Source organism: Brevibacillus invocatus (assembly GCF_003710915.1).
GTDB classification, from domain to species: Bacteria; Bacillota; Bacilli; order Brevibacillales; family Brevibacillaceae; genus Brevibacillus; species Brevibacillus invocatus.
The window spans coordinates 1-18,494 of record NZ_RHHR01000042.1 but is presented as its reverse complement, the minus strand read 5'-3'; the positions used below and the strand labels follow the sequence as shown (position 1 = coordinate 18,494).

The 18,494-nt window shown below is 45.9% G+C and carries 15 protein-coding genes; 10 read left to right on the top strand and 5 right to left on the bottom strand.

Going from position 1 to position 18,494, the window contains the following annotated elements:
• The first annotated feature begins 55 nt into the window (after positions 1 to 55).
• A complete protein-coding gene (locus tag EDM52_RS19850; protein WP_245997167.1) occupies positions 56 to 562 on the top strand; it encodes a DUF2306 domain-containing protein in 507 nt (168 codons plus the stop codon).
• On the opposite strand, the gene EDM52_RS19845 is transcribed toward EDM52_RS19850, so the two are convergent.
• The 3 genes from EDM52_RS19845 to EDM52_RS19835 form a co-directional block, all read right to left on the bottom strand.
• A complete protein-coding gene (locus EDM52_RS19845; RefSeq protein ID WP_122910686.1) occupies positions 557 to 1,231 on the bottom strand; it encodes an STAS domain-containing protein in 675 nt (224 codons plus the stop codon). The genes EDM52_RS19850 and EDM52_RS19845 overlap by 6 nt on opposite strands.
• Positions 1,232 to 1,567: 336 nt before the next feature.
• The gene (gene katG / locus EDM52_RS19840) at positions 1,568 to 3,748 is read right to left on the bottom strand and encodes a catalase/peroxidase HPI (RefSeq protein WP_122910685.1); all 2,181 of its coding nucleotides are present in this window, start codon (positions 3,746 to 3,748) and stop codon (positions 1,568 to 1,570) included.
• 452 nt (positions 3,749 to 4,200) lie between these two features.
• Positions 4,201 to 4,431, bottom strand: coding sequence for a hypothetical protein (locus EDM52_RS19835; RefSeq protein ID WP_245997164.1), 231 nt, complete (start codon positions 4,429 to 4,431; stop codon positions 4,201 to 4,203).
• Between the two features lie 269 nt (positions 4,432 to 4,700).
• Here EDM52_RS19835 and EDM52_RS19830 point away from each other — a divergent pair, with 269 nt between their 5' ends.
• From EDM52_RS19830 to hepT, 9 genes are all read left to right on the top strand, one after another.
• Positions 4,701 to 6,311, top strand: a complete 1,611-nt coding sequence (locus EDM52_RS19830) for a TIGR02677 family protein (protein WP_183185216.1) — start codon at positions 4,701 to 4,703, stop codon at positions 6,309 to 6,311.
• Positions 6,308 to 7,525, top strand: coding sequence for a TIGR02678 family protein (locus EDM52_RS19825; protein ID WP_122910683.1), 1,218 nt, complete (start codon positions 6,308 to 6,310; stop codon positions 7,523 to 7,525). The genes EDM52_RS19830 and EDM52_RS19825 overlap by 4 nt, the downstream gene beginning before the upstream one ends.
• Positions 7,512 to 11,804: a TIGR02680 family protein gene (locus EDM52_RS19820; RefSeq protein WP_122910682.1), complete on the top strand. Its 4,293-nt coding sequence runs from the start codon at positions 7,512 to 7,514 to the stop codon at positions 11,802 to 11,804. The genes EDM52_RS19825 and EDM52_RS19820 overlap by 14 nt, the downstream gene beginning before the upstream one ends.
• 3 nt (positions 11,805 to 11,807) lie before the next feature.
• Positions 11,808 to 13,244, top strand: a complete 1,437-nt coding sequence (locus EDM52_RS19815; RefSeq protein ID WP_122910681.1) for a TIGR02679 family protein — start codon at positions 11,808 to 11,810, stop codon at positions 13,242 to 13,244.
• A gap of 429 nt (positions 13,245 to 13,673) precedes the next feature.
• Positions 13,674 to 13,967 (top strand): nucleotide pyrophosphohydrolase, encoded by a 294-nt coding sequence (locus EDM52_RS19810; protein ID WP_122910680.1) that lies wholly within the window; start codon positions 13,674 to 13,676, stop codon positions 13,965 to 13,967.
• Positions 13,968 to 13,983: 16 nt separating this feature from the next.
• Entirely contained in the window at positions 13,984 to 15,915 is a 1,932-nt protein-coding gene (locus tag EDM52_RS19805; protein ID WP_122910679.1) for a DUF2075 domain-containing protein, read from the top strand.
• A 249-nt stretch (positions 15,916 to 16,164) separates the two neighbouring features.
• Entirely contained in the window at positions 16,165 to 16,374 is a 210-nt protein-coding gene (locus EDM52_RS19800; protein WP_221175563.1) for a helix-turn-helix domain-containing protein, read from the top strand.
• Between the two features lie 139 nt (positions 16,375 to 16,513).
• Positions 16,514 to 16,924 (top strand): type VII toxin-antitoxin system MntA family adenylyltransferase antitoxin, encoded by a 411-nt coding sequence (mntA, locus tag EDM52_RS19795; RefSeq protein ID WP_122910677.1) that lies wholly within the window; start codon positions 16,514 to 16,516, stop codon positions 16,922 to 16,924.
• A complete protein-coding gene (hepT, locus tag EDM52_RS19790) occupies positions 16,917 to 17,324 on the top strand; it encodes a type VII toxin-antitoxin system HepT family RNase toxin (protein WP_122910676.1) in 408 nt (135 codons plus the stop codon). The genes mntA and hepT overlap by 8 nt, the downstream gene beginning before the upstream one ends.
• A 112-nt stretch (positions 17,325 to 17,436) precedes the next feature.
• Here hepT and rlmH read toward each other — a convergent pair whose 3' ends face one another.
• Together rlmH and EDM52_RS19780 are read right to left on the bottom strand one after the other, a co-directional pair.
• Entirely contained in the window at positions 17,437 to 17,916 is a 480-nt protein-coding gene (gene rlmH / locus EDM52_RS19785) for a 23S rRNA (pseudouridine(1915)-N(3))-methyltransferase RlmH (protein ID WP_122910675.1), read from the bottom strand.
• Between the two features lie 5 nt (positions 17,917 to 17,921).
• Entirely contained in the window at positions 17,922 to 18,152 is a 231-nt protein-coding gene (locus tag EDM52_RS19780) for a CxxH/CxxC protein (RefSeq protein WP_245997163.1), read from the bottom strand.
• Positions 18,153 to 18,494 lie beyond the last annotated feature (342 nt).

Sequence of the window (18,494 nt, the reverse complement as noted above, 5' to 3'; positions counted from 1 at the left end):
CCATACATTTTCGAAAAATTTTATCGTCGACCTAAGCTTGGAATCCTTTCTATCGATGAAGGATCAATTGGTAACGAATGAATCGCTTTGGTTATTCATGATTCGTACCCATATAGCGTTGGCCATTATTTCGCTCTTGACTGGCCCACTTGGAGTAAGCAAAGCAATCCGGGCTAAATCTACTAGCTTTCACCGTTGGAATGGCCGCATCTATGTCCTGTCTATTTTTTTCAATTTCGTTCCTGGAATCTACGTCTCCTTCTTTGCCACAGGGGGATGGCTGAGTACGATCGGGTTTCTTCTTTTATCATCCCTATGGCTTGGAACTACGATCTTAGGGTACTTTTCTATAAAAAGAAAAAACGTCATCCTGCATAGCCAATGGATCACGAGAAGCTTCTTTCTTTCCTTTGCAAATATGACGATTTATATCATTGTGGCCGTAGCCCATCACGTCATGAGTTTTTCCTACGGACATTCCTATACCATCGCGGTCTGGTTAAGCTGGAGCATCAACTTGCTCCTTGCAGAATGGGTTATTCGGAAAAAGATACTTTCATAAAAAGTCAAAACCACTCTTTTTTTTCGGAGTGGTTTCGTCTTTTGTTATTTCGAGTCTGCAATTATCCAAGCTTGGCTTTCTAACGACATCGGCCTCCATCTCCATCACGCCTGACAAATCAATGATTAACGTTTCGATCCGATCATTGCCGATTTGCGAAATGACCTTGTCCTCGATGGTGTTCGCCCTGACCTCGTCAATATTACCGATCAGCGGCAGAATGGAAGTCGTCCGCGTCAATGGAATAATCGGAACCGACAGATCCTCAACGATTTCTCGCTGCGCTCGGATCAGGTCGTCTTTGAATAGCGAGTAGCTGATAAAGAATTGATTGAGGAATTGATCCATTAACTGGTTGATGTTTTTCTCCAAGTTGTAATAATGTTCCTTACTATTTTTTTGATTGTTCAGGCGATCGCAATTGTAGAGATAATCCCACATGACGCGCCGGACGGCCTGGATCCATTCCAGCTTGAAAGCGAGAGTCATCCCCATCCCGGTACCGTTTTCTTTCGTCGTAAAGAACGGCGTGCCCAATAAGCCAAGCTTTTCTGGCGGGATGCCTACGCAGCTGTCTTGGATACAAACAATCACTTCGTCTTCCGTTGACCAGTGCTCAATATGGATGGAGCCTTTTCCCGGAATAGCCTCAAAGGCGTTTTTCAGCATTCAATTTAATTTCTTTTTTAGTATACCTATTCTCCAAGGCAATTTACCACACTCACTGGAGGCAATAGACTGAAAATTTCGCCGTTACTTTTGGGGACGCAAAAAAAAGCACTTGTCAGTATCATGCCTTTCAACTATTCCTAGGTTTGCATAACTTAACGAAGGAGACTCGAAAGGAAGCTGTAAATGCCTCAACAAAAGAGCCAAATGATAAGCAGTTCTGAACTTCAAAAGTGAACTTTCAAAACCATAACATGAAGCAAAGAGCAGTATTCAACAACTCATACTACTCTTTGCTTTTTTTCTTATGGTGTTTGGAGACTCACGAAGTATCCGTTATTGAATGTCATAACGATCTGCATTCATTACTTTTACCCAAGCAGCTACAAAGTCACGAACAAATTTTTCCTTGTTGTCTTCTTGCGCATACACTTCTGCAATGGCACGCAGAACAGAGTTTGAACCGAACACGAGGTCAACGATAGTCGCTGTACGAACGACTTCCCCTGTCTTACGATCATGTCCTTCGAATACGTTTCCGTCTACAGGCTTCCACTGTACTCCCATATCAAGCAAGTTAACAAAAAAGTCATTTGTTAGTGTGCCTACTCGATCGGTGAATACACCGTGTTTTGTGCCTCCGAAGTTTGTACCAAGAACACGCATCCCACCCACTAGCGCAGTCATTTCCGGTGCAGTAAGGTTGAGCAGCTGTGCCTTATCTACCAGGAGTTCTGCTGGACTTACACGATACTGCTTCTTCTGGTAGTTGCGGAAACCGTCAGCGACCGGCTCTAATACTCCAAAGCTTTCTACATCCGTTTGTTCTTGAGTTGCATCTCCACGTCCAGGAGTAAAAGGAACCGTTACATCAAATCCTGCATCTCGTGCAGCTTTTTCCACTGCGGCACTACCGCCTAGTACAATCAAATCAGCCAGGCTTACTTTCTTTTCCAGACCATCTTGGATAGCTTCCAGTTTAGCAAGCACTTTTGCAAGCTGGTCAGGCTGATTCACTTCCCACTCATTCTGAGGGGCAAGACGAATGCGGGAACCATTCGCGCCGCCACGCATGTCAGACCCGCGGAAGGTACTAGCCGAAGCCCAAGCCGTTGTTACCAGTTCGCCGACTGTAAGCCCGGAATCTAGGATCTTTGTTTTCAGATCTTCTATTTCTGCATCTGATAATTCATAATCCACAGCTGGAATAGGATCTTGCCAGATCAGTACTTCTTCCGGAACCTCCGGGCCAAGATATCTTGAGCGCGGTCCCATGTCCCGGTGGGTGAGTTTGAACCATGCGCGAGCAAATGCATCTGCAAACTCTTCTGGGTTCTCATAGTAACGGCGAGCAATTTTTTCGTATGCCGGATCCGCACGCAATGCCAAATCCGCAGTGGTCATCATCGTCGGAACACGAACGGACGAATCTTCTGCGTCCGGTGCAAGATGCTCCTTAGCAGGATTTACAGGAGCCCACTGATTTGCGCCTGCCGGGCTCTTTGTAAGCTCCCAATCATATCCAAACAGCATTTCAAAGAAACCATGATCCCACTGTGTCGGATTCGCAGTCCAAGCCCCTTCAATACCACTGCCGATCGTGTCATGACCTTTGCCCGAGCCGTGCGTACTTACCCAACCTAAGCCTTGTGCTTCAATAGGAGCAGCTTCTGGCTCTGCACCAACAAGTGCGGCATCTCCTGCACCGTGTGCCTTGCCAAACGTATGACCGCCGGCGATAAGTGCTACCGTTTCTTCATCGTCCATTCCCATTCGTTTAAAGGTTTCACGGATGTCACGGGCACTTGCAAGCGGGTCCGGATTCCCGTTCGGACCTTCCGGGTTCACATAAATAAGCCCCATCTGTACAGCGGCAAGCGGATTCTCAAGATCACGATCGCCAGTGTAACGCTTATCTCCCAACCATTCTGTTTCAGCACCCCAGTAAATGTCTTCTTCTGGATGCCAAACGTCCGCGCGTCCGCCACCAAAACCAAATGTCTTGCCGCCCATGGATTCAATAGCGACATTACCTGATAAAATAAGCAAGTCAGCCCAAGAGATCTTGTTGCCATACTTTTGCTTGATCGGCCATAGCAGTCGACGAGCTTTATCCAAATTGACGTTGTCTGGCCAACTGTTAAGGGGAGCAAAACGCTGTGTTCCTGTATTAGCTCCGCCACGACCGTCCCCCGTACGGTAAGTACCTGCGGAGTGCCATGCCATACGGATAAAGAGTGGACCATAATGTCCATAGTCAGCGGGCCACCAATCTTGGCTGTCTGTCATTAAATCGCGAAGATCCTGCTTAAGAGCTTGGTAGTCCAGCTTTTCAAATTCATCCGAATAATTAAATTCCTCTCCCATTGGGTTCGATTTCCTGTCATGCTGGTGAAGAATGTTCAAGTTCAACTGATTGGGCCACCAGTTTCTATTCGTCGTACCACTTGAGCTGTGACTAGTTACGCTCCCATGTGAGAACGGGCATTTTCCAGCGTTAGAAGAAACCTTTTCCATTTCAATCTCCCCTTATAATTAGAATTAAATTCATATGATAATAATTCTTATTTAATTTATATTATTATTTTCAGGGAAAATCAACTTGTTTTTTTCGCTTTGATTGCCTTCTTGGATTGATTCAACGTTTTCAACCATTCCATTACCATATTGGTGAGCGAATGACTTCATAACGGTGCCCTTAAAACTCAATCAGTCCTCCTAATCATATGATAGCAGTAGGAAGAATAAACCAGGATTCTTGGGAACAGAGACAAACTTTACGTTTCAGCAAGTAGTTGTTAGGACAACTCATAATTATCTCGGCCAACCATGTTTATGTACACTAATTCAGGATGATGTCGCGTTTTTCCTTTATTTAGTTTTAAAAATATTCAGAATAATAGACTGCGCCTCACGATACGACGAGTTCGCTAGTTAATCAAAAAATAACGGCGAGCAAAAGCTATATTTTATTGTCTTTGTTCGCAGGACAATGCATATCTTTTCAGCCATTCAATGATTCTTTCTACCGCTTCCATATATCTCTGCCCTACAAGCACGCCGGTATGTGTGGTGTTCCAAAGCCCTAGATATTCACCGCGGAGTTGCTCCGCTGTCACCTTCCCCTGACTGTCGTCATTATCACAATTTACAGCTTGCCAGGTACTTTCTTTGAAATTCAATGTCATCTGCCGACTCATCTATGCTTGAATGCTCTTCACGGACTGGAGCAGGCATCCTCCAAATAATCCTCGAAGGTGATCTTTGTCTGGACCAAGTTTGTGCCAACCTCTCCGTAATGTATTGCTCGCGATCGGTTGTCCACTTACCTTTGGGGCCGAGGCACCCGCCAGAAAATATGCTCTTTGTGCGCAATACCCAAAATTTCACACCAATTCTCTCCTTCACCCTCTCTAAAATTCGCTATAATGAAAGGAATACAAAATTCAAAATATACGATACTGTGAACATGAATGTACGCAAAAAGCAGGTGAATCTCATGTACGATGGTCAAAACAGTCATCCGAGAAAAACATACAAGCAGCTGATCGAGGCAAAGTATCTGGCAGTGGACAACACCTACCGATACCGGGCCATCCTTCGTTATTTTTATGAACAACAGCAACGCTTTCACCACTGGTTGCGACCAGAGGAAATTTTGCAGGCGGTGAAGGAACGGCTGATGCCTGAAGAAGCAGCAAGCTATACAGACGAGCTTTTGCAAAACGATCTGCAGCAGTTGTATGAATGGCGAAACCTTGAACGAAAACAATCGGGGAAGGTAGCCAAAATTGAGGATTTCAAAAAGAAGCGGTATCGCTACCAAGCTACTCCCTACACCATTCGCCTGGAACGATTAGTAGACGAATTGGAGGATTTGGGTACTTCCTATGGAGGAGCATTGGAAGCGGCTCAATTTGATAAACTGGTAGAGGTGCTGGAACCGCTTACTCGTCCGATCCGTTATGTCCTCCCGCCAAGACAGGGGGAGCGAATTCGCTATGAGATAGAAGAATGGCAAGATGAAAAAGTGCATCAGTGGTGGACAGATCTGTACGTCCAGTTTCAGCGAGTCACCAACAATGCACGAGACTATCTCGCCAGTCTGGATAGCGTGCAGGTAGAAGACGCGATGATGACCGAACAATTTCTGGTGTACAAAGATCAGGTGACCGACTACCTGCGCAGGTTTATGCTTGGCTTGCAACGTAGTTCCTTCCAGATCGAGGGAATTCTCTCTTCGGTAGATCCTGTACTGCTCGATTCCGTTTTCGGTAGAGTAGCCGACTATGAACGGACCATTCCTCGCTTTGACCAGCCGCAACAGTCTCAAGAGGAATTGCTTCGCAGGTATAGCGATCAGTGGGCGGGAGTGCGGCAGTGGTTTTTGGGTGATCAGGCTGGAAACAACAGCGATTTGGAAGATTTGCAGAGGGAAACGAACGAAGCGATTCGCCGCATCACCCGATATGCCCAGCGCATGGGAGAGCGGCATACCAGTATGCGCAGCCGGAGGACGGATTACCTGTATGTCGCCAAATGGTTTGCGTCTCTCGAAAGAAAAGAAGAGGCAGATTGTTTGTCAGCTGCCATTTTTGGCTTGTCTCACATGCGCCATCTGTGGACGGAGTCAGAGAAAAATACAGAGGATATTTATGCTGCCATCTGGGACACCAAACCTGGCGAACTGATGATCAAGCCGCGAATTCGTGAGTTTCGCGAGCGGACACGCGCCAGTCGAATTGAAAACAAACAGGAAGAAAAGACGGCAATGTTGCAAAAATACCTGATACAGAAGCAGCAGCAAAAAGAAATTCTGGATAAAATCTTTGCGTCAGGCCGGGTACGTATTGCCGAATTACCTGTTGTGGAGCCATTTGTGCGACAAACCTTGCTTGGTTGGATCGGCAAAAGCATGGCCTCTCCCACACGAGAAGGCAAGACGGAGGAAGGCCGACGCTTCAAGGTGATGGATCTGGGGAACAACCAGCGGATTCAATTGCAGTGTACGGATGGTGTGCTGGACATGCCTGATTTTGTGATCTATTTTGACGATCAGGTGAAGGGAGCAAGCAAGTGAGCGAGCTACAAAAAACAGAAAGCAAATATGCCGCAAGCTTTGACGATATGGCACAAGAGGCTGCATGGGAATTGTTGGAGCGCTTCTGGATCCCCAGGAGTGACATCGTCAGGTATCAGTCTGTTCGGGAGCGAGAAACGATTCTGCGCCAGTTTTTTCAGGAAAAGCTGGGGTTTCGTCTGATTGTTCACTATGAATTTGTAAAGCTGGAAAAGTTTTTGAATACCCAACCTGCACCCTGGATGGGAATTGACTCCTTTTTTGAAGTGCGGGATTACGTGATGTTTTGCTTGTTGCTGGCCTATCTCGAAGGAAAAAGCATCGATGACCAATTTCTTTTATCTGAAATTGCCGAAGAACTGAAAAGCACCTACCCCGGCCCGGAATCCGTCGTCTGGACCAATTACGAGCACCGAAAGTCACTCGTTCGCGTGTTGCAGCAGGCAAAAGAGTGGTATTTGCTCAAAATGGTGGATGGCGATGAACAAGGGTTTGCCATGACTGAATCTGCCGAGGTTTTGTATGAAGTAACTCCGCTGGTCAAGTACTTTTTGCGCGCGTATCCAAAAGACTTGACCCATTTTCAATCCATAGACGAGGTATTGCAGGTATCCCAGCCAGATAACGAAACGCTGGCCAGAAGGTATCGGGTGTATCGCCAATTGCTGCTCTCTCCGGTAGTGCGGGAGGAAGAGCTGCACGACGGAGACTGGTTATACCTGCGTAATCAGCGCAATGTGATCGCACGTGATTTTGATGAGACATTGGGTCTGTCCCTGGAATTATACGCGAAAGACGCAATGCTCGTGCTGCATGAGAAGCATCAAGCGGCTACGATCTTTCCGGACAGTCGTGCGATTAGTGATGTGGTATTGTTTTTTGCCAGAACGGTAAGGGAAAAAACAGCGGACGGCACATGTACGATCCAAAAAGACGGACGAATACTGATGACACAAGTAGATTACGAGACACTACTGCACGAATGCAAGGAAACCTATGGACATGGCTGGGGCAAAGCAATTCGTGACATGTCGCCAAAAGCATTGTCCGCTCAATTATTGAATGAGCTTAAGTTGTGGGGAATGGCACAAGAGGACGGGACAGACGGACTGATTGTATTGATGCCAAGTCTGGGACGAATCATAGCGAGGTACCCGGAGGACTATGAGAAAAAACGGCAGAAAGGAGTGAATTCGCAAGATGGAAACGAATAGATGGCAGCTTTCACGGGCAGGGTTGGTCAACTTTTGGTATTACGATGAAGAAGCATTTGAATTTGCGGACGGCAAGCTCTTGTTGCGCGGGACGAATGGATCGGGGAAATCGGTTACCATGCAAAGCCTGATTCCTGTCGTACTGGATGGCAAGAAAAGTCCTGATCGCCTTGACCCGTTTGGCTCCAAGGCGAGGCGGATGGAAGATTACTTGTTGGGAGAGAAAGAGGTCACAGGCTATGATGAACGAACCGGGTATTTGTATCTGGAGTTCATGAAGCCGATGAGCAGCCAGTATTTGACGATCGGGATTGGGTTAAAGGCCAAGCGCAACGCTTCGATGGATTTTTGGGGATTTTCCATTCAGGACAATCGTCGAGTGGGAATCGACTTTTCGCTCTACAACAAAGAATATAACGCCGAATTGCAAAAGGACGATCGGATTCCGCTGGGCAAAAGAGAGCTGGAAAAGAGAATTGGAGCAGGTGGACGGGTGGTATTTTCACAAGGAGAGTACGCGGAAATGGTGAACAAGCTGCTCTTCGGGTTTCAATCGCCGGAAGCTTATGAGGATTTAATCAAATTGCTCATCCAGTTGCGCAGTCCCAAGCTATCCAAGGATTTTAAGCCTACCGTCATCTACAACATTCTGGAGCACGCTTTGCCGGGTTTGTCGGATGAAGAATTACGACCGCTCTCCGATGCCATCGAATCGATGGATCGAACCAAGCTGCAGCTGGAGCATTTGGAGCGGGATCATAAATCATTGGCGCGGATTGTCAGGGAGTATACGGCGTACAACCGATACATTTGGTACGACAAAGCCAAGGGGTTGACAGAAGCGCTGGCAGAGGTGCAAAAGACAGAGCACCGCAAAGCGCAGTTCACACAAAACGTAACGGATGAGCAAGCCAAACTGGAAGAATTTGCGAATCATATTCACGTACTGCAGGCAGAAGAACAACAACTCCACTATGAACACGAACAGCTTCGGGATCATGATCTGATGCGTGCCGCCAAAGAAAAGGTAAAACTGGAAGCGGACAAGCAAGAACAAATCCGACGGGGCAAGGAAAAGCAGCAGGCCAGAGATGGAAAACGGCAACAGATGGCACAACTTCGCCGAGTTATCGATGATTGTGAGTTGAAAATCAGGGAAGCCGACAAGGAAATAACGGATTTACTTGAGAGCCTGGAGCAGGAATCAAGCGAAAATGAGTTTCCCGCACATGAAGTAGCCCGTGGCGAGTTTGAACGGGCCCGCGCCGGATATTCTATGGAATTGTGGCAAAAAGAAGCGAGTGACTACCGAAACAGGGTTCAGCAATCGCTTGAGCAGGCGCAAAAGGTGAGTGCGGCAGTACGAGTGAAGCAAGAGGCGGAGCAGGAATTGGGAGAAGCACGCAAGCAGGTGGACGAGCTGGTGTTTACCAAACAAAAATGGGAGCGTGTCGTGGAAGAGGAGAAAGAACGCCTGATTTCCTCCTTCCATGAGTGGCAGGGGGGCGTACAACTGCTTCGTTTGCAGCCAGATTCCGTTCGAGAGGTGATTCACCGAGTCTCTCATTTTGAGGAGAACCACCGCTATGATGATGTTCGTGAGCCAGTGATGAAAGCGAATGAGCAAGTGAGGCAAACACTGCGCGACAAGCTTGGGGATGTACAGCGCGAACAACAGGAAAAACACAAGCAGCGTTCGCAGATAGTAGCACTGCACAAGACGTGGCGGGAGAAAAAAGATCCAGAGCCTCCACGCAATGAACAAATAGAACAAGCAAGACAATGGTTGCAATCTGAACAAATTCCTCATATCCCGCTCTATGCTGCCGTTGAGTTTCGAGAGGAAGTCACTCCTGCGATGCGGGCACAAATTGAGTCAGCCCTGACAGAAGCTGGGTTACTTGATGCACTGATCGTTTCCGAATCGCATGTTCAGAAAATAGCAAGCTGGTCAGAGCAGGTAAAAGATCGGATCATCCTGCCTGATCCCCAACTTTTTTCCCATACCATCATGGAATGGTTTGTCGCTACCCCAGCAGAAGAAAGCGGAGTGGGCAAAGCGGAGATTGAAGCAGTGCTGCAAACCATTTTGTGCCAACCCGACCAACAGAGGGCTGCTTCTACCTTTATCAGCGAGAACGGACGTTTTGGTTTGGGAGTTCTGCTTGGCAATGCTCCTGTCATCGAAAAGTCGGTATATGTTGGCCGTGAAGCGCGCAGACGTTATCGGGAAGAACAGCTAACGCTCCTGGAAAAGCAACTGGATGAGATCGATCAAGAGATTGCGTTCTTTGCTCAATTGATCGAGGAAACCCAAGCGAATTTGCGGATACTGGCTGAAGAGCTTGGGCAACTCCCCAAAGGAGATGACCTGATAACATCGTTGCAATCGTTGACCCAAACCACGCAAAAATTGGAGATTTGGGAAGAGCAGGTTCAACTGCGGAACGAAAAAGTACGCAAAGCGCTGGAACAATTGCTGCGTGAAAGAGATATCCTAAAGCAAATGGGACAAGGTCTGACTATTCCGATGGAGGAAGAGTCCTTGCGTCATGCTGTCCGCTCCATCCAATATTATCTTGAGGATTTGCGCAAGCTGGAAGTAGCCTACCGGGACAAGGTAAATCTGCAACACCGTTTACGGGAAACAGAACAATCGCTCGCTATCGCTACCGATGAGTACGATGTGCTTAAGGGTGAGGAAAATACGATTATCCGTGAGCGAGAGCGTTTGGAAAAAGCATTGGAGAGCATCGAGCGTCTGCTTGCTTCCGACGACGCACAGGAAATCCAGCAGAAGATCAGATATTGCGCTGAACGACTGACACAAATCCCGCAAGAGCTGCAAATGATTCAGCATACCAAAGGGCAAACAGAAGCCAGCGTAAGAGAACTGCAAATGAAGCAGCGTGAGGTTGACTCCTTACTTAAACAGAAGACAGATCTGCTCGAAGCATGGCGGAAGGTATTTCATGAGGAATACCTGCTCGGTCTGTGGAGATATACGCTTGATCAGCAAACAGAAGAAATACCTCAAGCTGAGGAAACAGAATTGGAAGTACTTAAGCTCGATCAACTGGCGATCCGATCTGTCAAGACATTAGCGCCCGCAATACAGGCGGCAAACCGCGAGCGAGAATCGTACAACAACCGGGTTCAGAATGTATTTGATACGGAGCGTCAGGTTCATTTGCTCGAATATCAGGCATCGCTGGATTATACGTTGGCTTATACCGATCGTGACGGCAATCAGGAAGCAATGGAATCTGTTGAAGTCTTGGAAACGACGGAATGGTCCCGTGAATGGGAAGACTTGAAAGCAAGAGCCAAGCGGCGGATCATCGTGCTGGAGTATGAAGGAAAGCGTACCCACCCGTACGTTGTTTTGGACAAACTTGGACAAGAAATTGAACTGCAACGAATTCTCCTCACGACAGAAGACAGAAAAATCTTTGAAGAGGTCATTTTGCAAAGTGTCGGTCGAGTGATCAAGCATCGCATCGCCCGCGCGGAGAAGTGGGTAGAGCGGATGAACGAACTGATGCAGCAGCGCGATAGCTCAAGTGGTCTCACGTTCTCGCTGAAATGGGTTCCGCTTGTGGCAGATGATGAAACCCAACTGGATACCAGGGATCTGGTAGATTACCTGCGCCGAGACCCCAAACTGATGCGAGATCAGGATATCGAGCGAATCACGACCCATTTCCGTTCGCGAATTGAGAAAGCGAAACAGGAAGTAGCCATTCAGCGAGAGGCTAGTGGCGAGACGCTGCATCAGGTCATGAAAAGAATTCTGGATTATCGCCAATGGTTCAGCTTTAAGCTCTGGTATCGCAGAGAGGGTGAGCCGACCAAGGAATTGACCGACCGCCATTTTTTCCAGTTCAGTGGTGGCGAGAAGGCGATGGCGATGTACATTCCGCTTTTTTCTGCCGTGTTTTCCCGTTATCAAGAGGCAGACAAATTCTCTCCCCGCGTCATCTCACTGGATGAGGCTTTCGCAGGTGTGGATGAAAACAACATCCGCGATATGTTCGAGTTGGTAGAACAGCTTGGGTTCAACTACATCATGAACTCGCAGGCGCTTTGGGGCGATTATCATTCGGTTTCCCACCTGGCGATATGTGAACTGATTCGTCCGAAAAACGCCGACTATGTAACGGTTGCACGTTATCGCTGGGATGGACATACGCTGCGGATGCTCCATCCTGAATGGACAGAGTTACAGCCAGAATACGATGAGGTAGCGGCTAGTATGGAATGGGATCAGGGAGAGTAACAGATGGGAGACATGCGGGAGACTGAAACAGAGAGGGCGTTACTTAAAGAAGCAATTCGTTATTTCAAAGCAGAAACTAGCGGATATCACAAGCTGTTTCAAGCGCTGCGCAGCAAGTATGAAAGCTACGGTGAATTTGGTGACAAGATTCGTTTGACCAACCTCTCGAACGAAGAAGCAGACAGATTATCCGGACTACTCCGCAAGCGTTACGATCCTGGTAAATCGGCACAAATCAAGCTGGCTGATCTGGAGAATGGCTTGAAGGAGACCAGATTTGGAGAATTGTCACTGCTCCGGCTTGTGGAAGCATACTACCGTGAACCACTGCGAAGTAAAAAGGAGAAAAAGCAACAGGAACAACTCATCTGGCAACAGTTTTGGATTGAGGTGACAGTGGAGCTAAAAGGACTTTTCACACGTGAACCAGACGAAAAGTCGCCATTCTTGCCTGTTTGCATGCGGAGCCAATTTTTTGACTGGTTGCAAGATCTGACCGAGCAACAGGCAACAGGCTCCGTAGCAGTGCGTCAATGGTATAGCTCTGCGCCTGAAGAACTGCGGAAGAGTCTGCGGATGGTCGCACAAGTATTCTGTATTCTTGATGCATTGGGCAAGTCAGAGTATGTTCGGCTTCCGGTATTGGCTGCGAAAACAACAGGGAACCCCCATGCGTTTGATAGCAATCAGGCGCTGGGGAAGCTCTTGCTTTACGCGCTTGCCCATGCCAAAAAGCAAGATGCGCCACAACATGCGGAGGAGATAGCCCAGTTACTTTACGAGCATCGAGTGCTTCGTGATGATCTTTCGTCGCATGTCATGGTTTGTGGAATTACCTATGTGGATGCGGATGAACAGCATAGCGGGAATCATTGGCCAAAACATGAGGTGATTGGCCTACCTCTGCGAATGGTGGTCAACAAGCCTGTCTGGTATCCGGTTATGCGTCCGGTACACACGGATGTACGTGTAGTCTGGGTCATGGAAAATCCCGCTGTTTTTTCGGCTATTGTGGATCGCTGGGAACAACAGATGTCCGATCATCCATATCCACCACTTGTTTGTTCATCGGGACAGTTTACTCTGGCTGTATGGGCGCTATTGGATCGATTGGTGCAGGGGGGATGCCAGCTTTTTTACTCAGGCGATTTCGACCCCGAAGGCTTTCAAATGGCGGCTCGTGTCTGGCGGCGCTATGGGGGAGAAGCAGTGAAGCTATGGCGCTACACCACAAGCGACTATCAACAGGCAATGACGACTCAGTACGAGATTGATGAAGCAAGATGGGATTCGTTTGCCCAGAGTATATTGCAGAACAAATGGGCAGATACGCCTGATTGGTTTCAGGAGATGGTCCAAGCGGTCGTTACGAAGAGAAAACCCGGTTATCAGGAATCGATAATCGATGAGTTATTCGCCGATCTGATTAGTATGTATTGATCAAATTCAATGTTTACAGAAGCTCTTAGCGGACGTAATGAACGTTAGGGGCTTCTTCGTACACTTTTTACAGCTGGACGACAACGAGGCCTGATTAAATGACATGTCTAACTTTATGGGGTCACTTCATTTCCCCAATGTTGTCGATGATTTACGCACCCACCTAATCGAAACCTGTCCTGTAATATGTAAATTTTCAAGCACAATAGTACCCATATCCGAAATGCCATACACCGTGTAAATTGCTCGGTTCGTTTGTCTTGTCATCACGATCAGGTCTGAGATGGTATTGTTACGAGTCACACCAAAGCCTTCTCTATTGTTAAAGCTTACTACACACGATTCATTACTTTTTCCGGTTATTTGATTCAGAAATGGAATTCATCACCTCGTGTGTTTAAAGCAAATACGGCACTTGGAGGTCTTTTTATGAAAAAAATGATCGAGAAAATCACACAGTTTCGGGATGAGAGAGGCTGGCTGCCATTTCATAATGAGAAGGATTTGGCTATTTCCATTTCTCTTGAGGCCAATGAACTTCTTGAAAACTTTCAGTGGAAAAGCAGTGAAGAAGCTGTGGCATCATCCGCAGAAAACATTAAAGAAGAAATGGCAGATGTTCTTATCTATCTACTTCAGCTGGCCGATAAAATGGGTATAGACTTAGAAGAAGTTTTTAAAAAGATGGAGAAAAACGCAAGTAAGTACCCGATAAATAACTAGTTTTAAGGAGCCGGCTATGATCATATATGAAGCTACCAAAACAGAATTCATATCCGATGTAATTAATGAACAGCTGGTTGACCGCCTTTATAAATCCTATCAGGAGAAAGTAGGGCGTACATCAAAGCAGGAGATCGTCTCATGGGAGAATTCCCTGCAGAGAATGTGCAATGTCATGCAAGACCAGGAGATCCCTCATGATGCCAGTGTGGCCATTGAGTTTAAAATTCCTAATACATCGAAAAGGGTAGACTTCATTGTGGCCGGCAACAATGGGGAGCAGGACCATGTAGTCATTGTTGAGCTTAAACAATGGTCGGAGGTTGAGAAAATAACCTCACAGGATGGTGTCGTAAAGACATTTGTTGGCGGAAGATTGAATACACTGCCTCACCCGTCCTATCAGGCCTGGTCCTATGCAGCACTCATTAAAGATTTCAACGAAAATGTCCAAGAAAAACAAATACAGCTAGAACCGTGCGCTTATTTGCATAATTATAGGAAAACGGAGGATGATCCTCTACTAGATGCTCATTATCAGGAGCATCTCAAAAAAGCACCGATATTCACAAAAGGTGAAATCCAACAACTAAGAGATTTCATAAAAAAATATGTCAAAAAAGGCGATCGCCATCAGCTCATCTACCAAATCGAGCATGGTCGAATTCGCCCCTCTAAATCTTTGCAGGATTCTCTGACAAGCATGTTAAAAGGCAATGAAGAATTTTTAATGATTGATGAGCAAAAGGTATTTTATGAAGAAGCACTTCATCTCGCCCTCGAATGTGTCAAAAATGATAAGAAGCAAGTGATGGTGATCGAAGGTGGCCCTGGCACAGGTAAATCGGTAATGGCGATCAACTTGCTGGTCCACTTAATAAACCAAGGGCTTATGACACTATATGTTTCCAAAAACTCTGCCCCTAGGGATGTGTATGCTTCTAAATTGAAAGGAACAATTCGTAAAACAGAAATTGATAACTTATTTAAGGGCTCCGGCAGCTTTACCGAATCCTCTTTTAATGAGTTTGATGTCATTATTGTCGATGAAGCCCACCGTTTAAATGAAAAGTCGGGGTTTTACGGAAATCAGGGAGAAAATCAGATCAAGGAACTAATCCATGCCGCCAAATTCACATTATTTTTCATCGATGAGAACCAAAGGGTCACATTGAAAGATATTGGAAGCATCGATTTGATCAAGAAATTTGCAGAGGAAGCAAATGCTGACTTAATTACTGGCCAACTGACATCACAATTCCGCTGTGACGGTTCAGATGCTTATATATCATGGCTGGATGATGTTCTCCACATCAAAGAAACAGCGAACTCCCATTATTATGGAGTGGATTATGACTTTCGGGTATACAATGACCCGAATGAAATGCGAAAAGAAATTGAAAAGCTTAATCAGACAAATAATAAATCCAGATTGCTGGCAGGATACTGCTGGGAATGGCCAACTGCCGGCCGTTATGATACTAGGCATAAGGACATCAGTATTCCGGAACATAAATTCGAAATAAGCTGGAATCTTTCAGACAGCATTTGGGCAATTGATTCAAATTCAGTCAGCGAAGCAGGGTGCATTCACACATCCCAAGGATTAGAATTCGATTATGCTGGAGTCATCATTGGTCCCGACTTGCGATATGAAAATGGCCAGGTAATCACTGATTACACAAAACGCGCCAAGACGGACCAATCCCTAAAAGGCATCAAAATCCTTGCCAAAAAAGACCCAGAAAACGCTCAAGCAACTGCCGATCAAATCATTCGCAATACATACCGAACTCTTATGACCAGAGGGCAAAAGGGTTGTTTTATATTTTGTACGGACCCTACGTTGAATGCTTACTTTGAAGAACGATTGCAGCGAGCAAGAACTTATACTGATGTTTCTCCTGGAAGAGTATTGAGAGTGGCTGAAGATCGGGAGGATTATTAGATAGTGAAAGTGAACTAACCTCCACCTACGCTCACGCTTAGAAATGGAGGCTTCATCTCCCCCTTTCATCAAGCTTCGCAAGATTTAGAAGAGGAATTTGATTGGGGTCATTATGTATATGAGTTGTTAGCTAGAAATATTGTCAATTCCATGTATCCCCAATACGAACCTTCTATCATTGCTTCTGCCATTCGAATTTGGAATCTGTACGCAAACGCTGCTCAACCAATTATAAGGAAAACTGGTGCCATGGAAGCTGCTATTGAATACTGTGTTGCTAAAATACTGGATCTTCCTGTGACGCAATCTGAGTTATCGAAAAAATACGGTGTCTCAGTAGGAACAATCTCCAAACGTGCACAGGAAATCCTCAGTGATGAGTGGTTGTTTCATACCAGTTCACCCATCACAAGTGAATTAATAAACACCGTAAGATGGAAAAAACAAGGGCAGCCTTGATAGCTGTCCTTGTTTTACATTTTATTGGTTTTGATAAATTTGACCGTTCGCAGCTTCATTTATGGTACGGTTTCCCTGTATCAAGTATAGGTGCGGTTTTTTTTATCTACAATTATAATAAAGAAGAGGTGGTGATAACATGCTGAATAAAGAACTACAAGAACAGCTGATTGAAACGATTAAACAACAGTTAAATCCTGATTTCATCATTCTCTTTGGTTCTTTCTCGAAATGCTTGATACATGAAGAGAGCGATATTGATCTTGCCTATTTTAGTGAACAGCATTTATCATCTTATGAACGTTTTCTATTAGCTAGCGATTTAGCTGCTATAGCTGGTCGTGAAGTAGATCTAATCGATTTAAAACAAATTGATACAGTCTTTACTATGCAAATTTTTGAGCAAGGTATCCCCATTTATATTAGAAATGAAAATGAATTTATTCGTCAAAAAATGCGCGCGTACAGTATGTATGCAACATTAAATGAACAGCGTGCTCCAATTCTTGAATCCATTAAAGAGCGAGGAAGTGTATTTGGCGATGAATGATGTCATTTTAAATAAAACTACGACAATCGAACGGTGTGTCAAACGTATTCACGAGGTATATGAAGGGAATCCTGAAAATTTAAAAGATTACACAAAGCAGGATAGTATCATTTTAAACATTCAACGTGCCTGTGAAGCGAGTATAGACTTAGCCATGCATATTGTCAGTGAACGTAAACTTGGCGTACCGAAAGCAAGTCGAGAAAGTTTTAAGCTATTACAAGAGGATGGATTACTTGACGCTACGTTAGCCAAAACTTTAATGAACATGGTCGGTTTCCGCAATATTGCAGTACACGATTACCAAGCGTTAGAACTTGGTATTTTAGAAGCCATTATAGAAAAGCATATCGATGATTTTAAGATTTTTACAAAAGTAGTGTTACAGCTTGAGGCATAGCTATTTTAAATTAAAATGAAGAAGATATTTTGCGTGTTTTTAGAAAATCCTCGAAAAAACGAAAAGACGAAGGAATTTAATAAAAGATTCTCTCGTCTTTTTGTAACCTTATTTACTTATGGTAAGGTTCACCCCGCCCAATCCGAAACGCCCGATAAACCTGCTCAAGAAGGATTAACCGCACCAACTGATGCGGAAACGTCATCTTCGAAAACGACAGCTGTGCATCCGCCCGCTTCAGCACCTGATCTGCCAATCCAAGCGACCCGCCAATCACAAACGCCACCTGACTGCGCCCGTGCAGCGCCAATTTATCCAACTCAGCCGACAGCTTCTCCGACGACCACATCTGCCCCTCAATAGCCAATGCGATCACATACTGATCCTGCTTGATCTGTGAGAGAATCCGTTCGCCTTCCTTGCGCTTCACCTGCTCCATTTCAGCGGCACTCATATCCTCCGGCGCCTTCTCATCATTGACCTCGACGATCTGCAGCTTGCAATACGCGGACAACCGCTTGGTGTATTCGTCGATGCCCTCACGTAAGTATTTCTCCTTCAATTTTCCTACGGTAATAATCGTAATCTGCACGCTCGCTACATTCCTTTCTCTCGCAACAACGCGATCTGTCCCGGTTCTCCACATACTCGACAACGCTTGTCTACTTGATCCATTTCAATCGACGAGGCTCTGTATGTATTGGGCGCCGCTTCGAATTCGTTGACGTAATCATCCAGCTCCTCCTCGACATGCTCCATACACGCAAATCGCACCGGAAACTCTTCGATCAGCTCTACTTCCTTACCCTCAATCCGAATCGTTCTCATCCTCGCATACATCTCCCATTCTCGATCTTTTTCCGTTCCGAACCATACCGCTCTATATTCTACCCCAGTTTGTACAGAAAACAAATCCTTGCTGACCAATCTCGTCCCGCTCCGCACTGTACCAATCGGGTAGGAGGCTACCCATTATTTGAGTAGCCGACCTCCCACACCACCGTACGTACCGTTCGGTATACGGCGGTTCCTAAGTTTACGCAGTGACTTGTCGATAATAATCTGAAAAGAATATGAAACCGAGTCCTTTGATCGTGTTGTTTCCGAGGGATTGGGCGAGGATGGGACTATTGGAGGTTCTCCAGTAGAGTTTGCGTATTCCCATGCCTT

What these genes read in the sequence shown, in the direction of transcription:
- EDM52_RS19850 (WP_245997167.1), top strand. Translation starts at nt 56, where the DNA reads ATGAAGGATCAATTGGTAACGAATGAATCGCTTTGGTTATTCATGATT.
- EDM52_RS19845 (WP_122910686.1), bottom strand. Translation starts at nt 1,231, where the DNA reads ATGCTGAAAAACGCCTTTGAGGCTATTCCGGGAAAAGGCTCCATCCAT.
- katG (WP_122910685.1), bottom strand. Translation starts at nt 3,748, where the DNA reads ATGGAAAAGGTTTCTTCTAACGCTGGAAAATGCCCGTTCTCACATGGG.
- EDM52_RS19835 (WP_245997164.1), bottom strand. Translation starts at nt 4,431, where the DNA reads ATGAGTCGGCAGATGACATTGAATTTCAAAGAAAGTACCTGGCAAGCT.
- EDM52_RS19830 (WP_183185216.1), top strand. Translation starts at nt 4,701, where the DNA reads ATGAATGTACGCAAAAAGCAGGTGAATCTCATGTACGATGGTCAAAAC.
- EDM52_RS19820 (WP_122910682.1), top strand. Translation starts at nt 7,512, where the DNA reads ATGGAAACGAATAGATGGCAGCTTTCACGGGCAGGGTTGGTCAACTTT.
- EDM52_RS19815 (WP_122910681.1), top strand. Translation starts at nt 11,808, where the DNA reads ATGGGAGACATGCGGGAGACTGAAACAGAGAGGGCGTTACTTAAAGAA.
- EDM52_RS19810 (WP_122910680.1), top strand. Translation starts at nt 13,674, where the DNA reads ATGAAAAAAATGATCGAGAAAATCACACAGTTTCGGGATGAGAGAGGC.
- EDM52_RS19805 (WP_122910679.1), top strand. Translation starts at nt 13,984, where the DNA reads ATGATCATATATGAAGCTACCAAAACAGAATTCATATCCGATGTAATT.
- EDM52_RS19800 (WP_221175563.1), top strand. Translation starts at nt 16,165, where the DNA reads ATGGAAGCTGCTATTGAATACTGTGTTGCTAAAATACTGGATCTTCCT.
- mntA (WP_122910677.1), top strand. Translation starts at nt 16,514, where the DNA reads ATGCTGAATAAAGAACTACAAGAACAGCTGATTGAAACGATTAAACAA.
- hepT (WP_122910676.1), top strand. Translation starts at nt 16,917, where the DNA reads ATGAATGATGTCATTTTAAATAAAACTACGACAATCGAACGGTGTGTC.
- EDM52_RS19780 (WP_245997163.1), bottom strand. Translation starts at nt 18,152, where the DNA reads ATGAGAACGATTCGGATTGAGGGTAAGGAAGTAGAGCTGATCGAAGAG.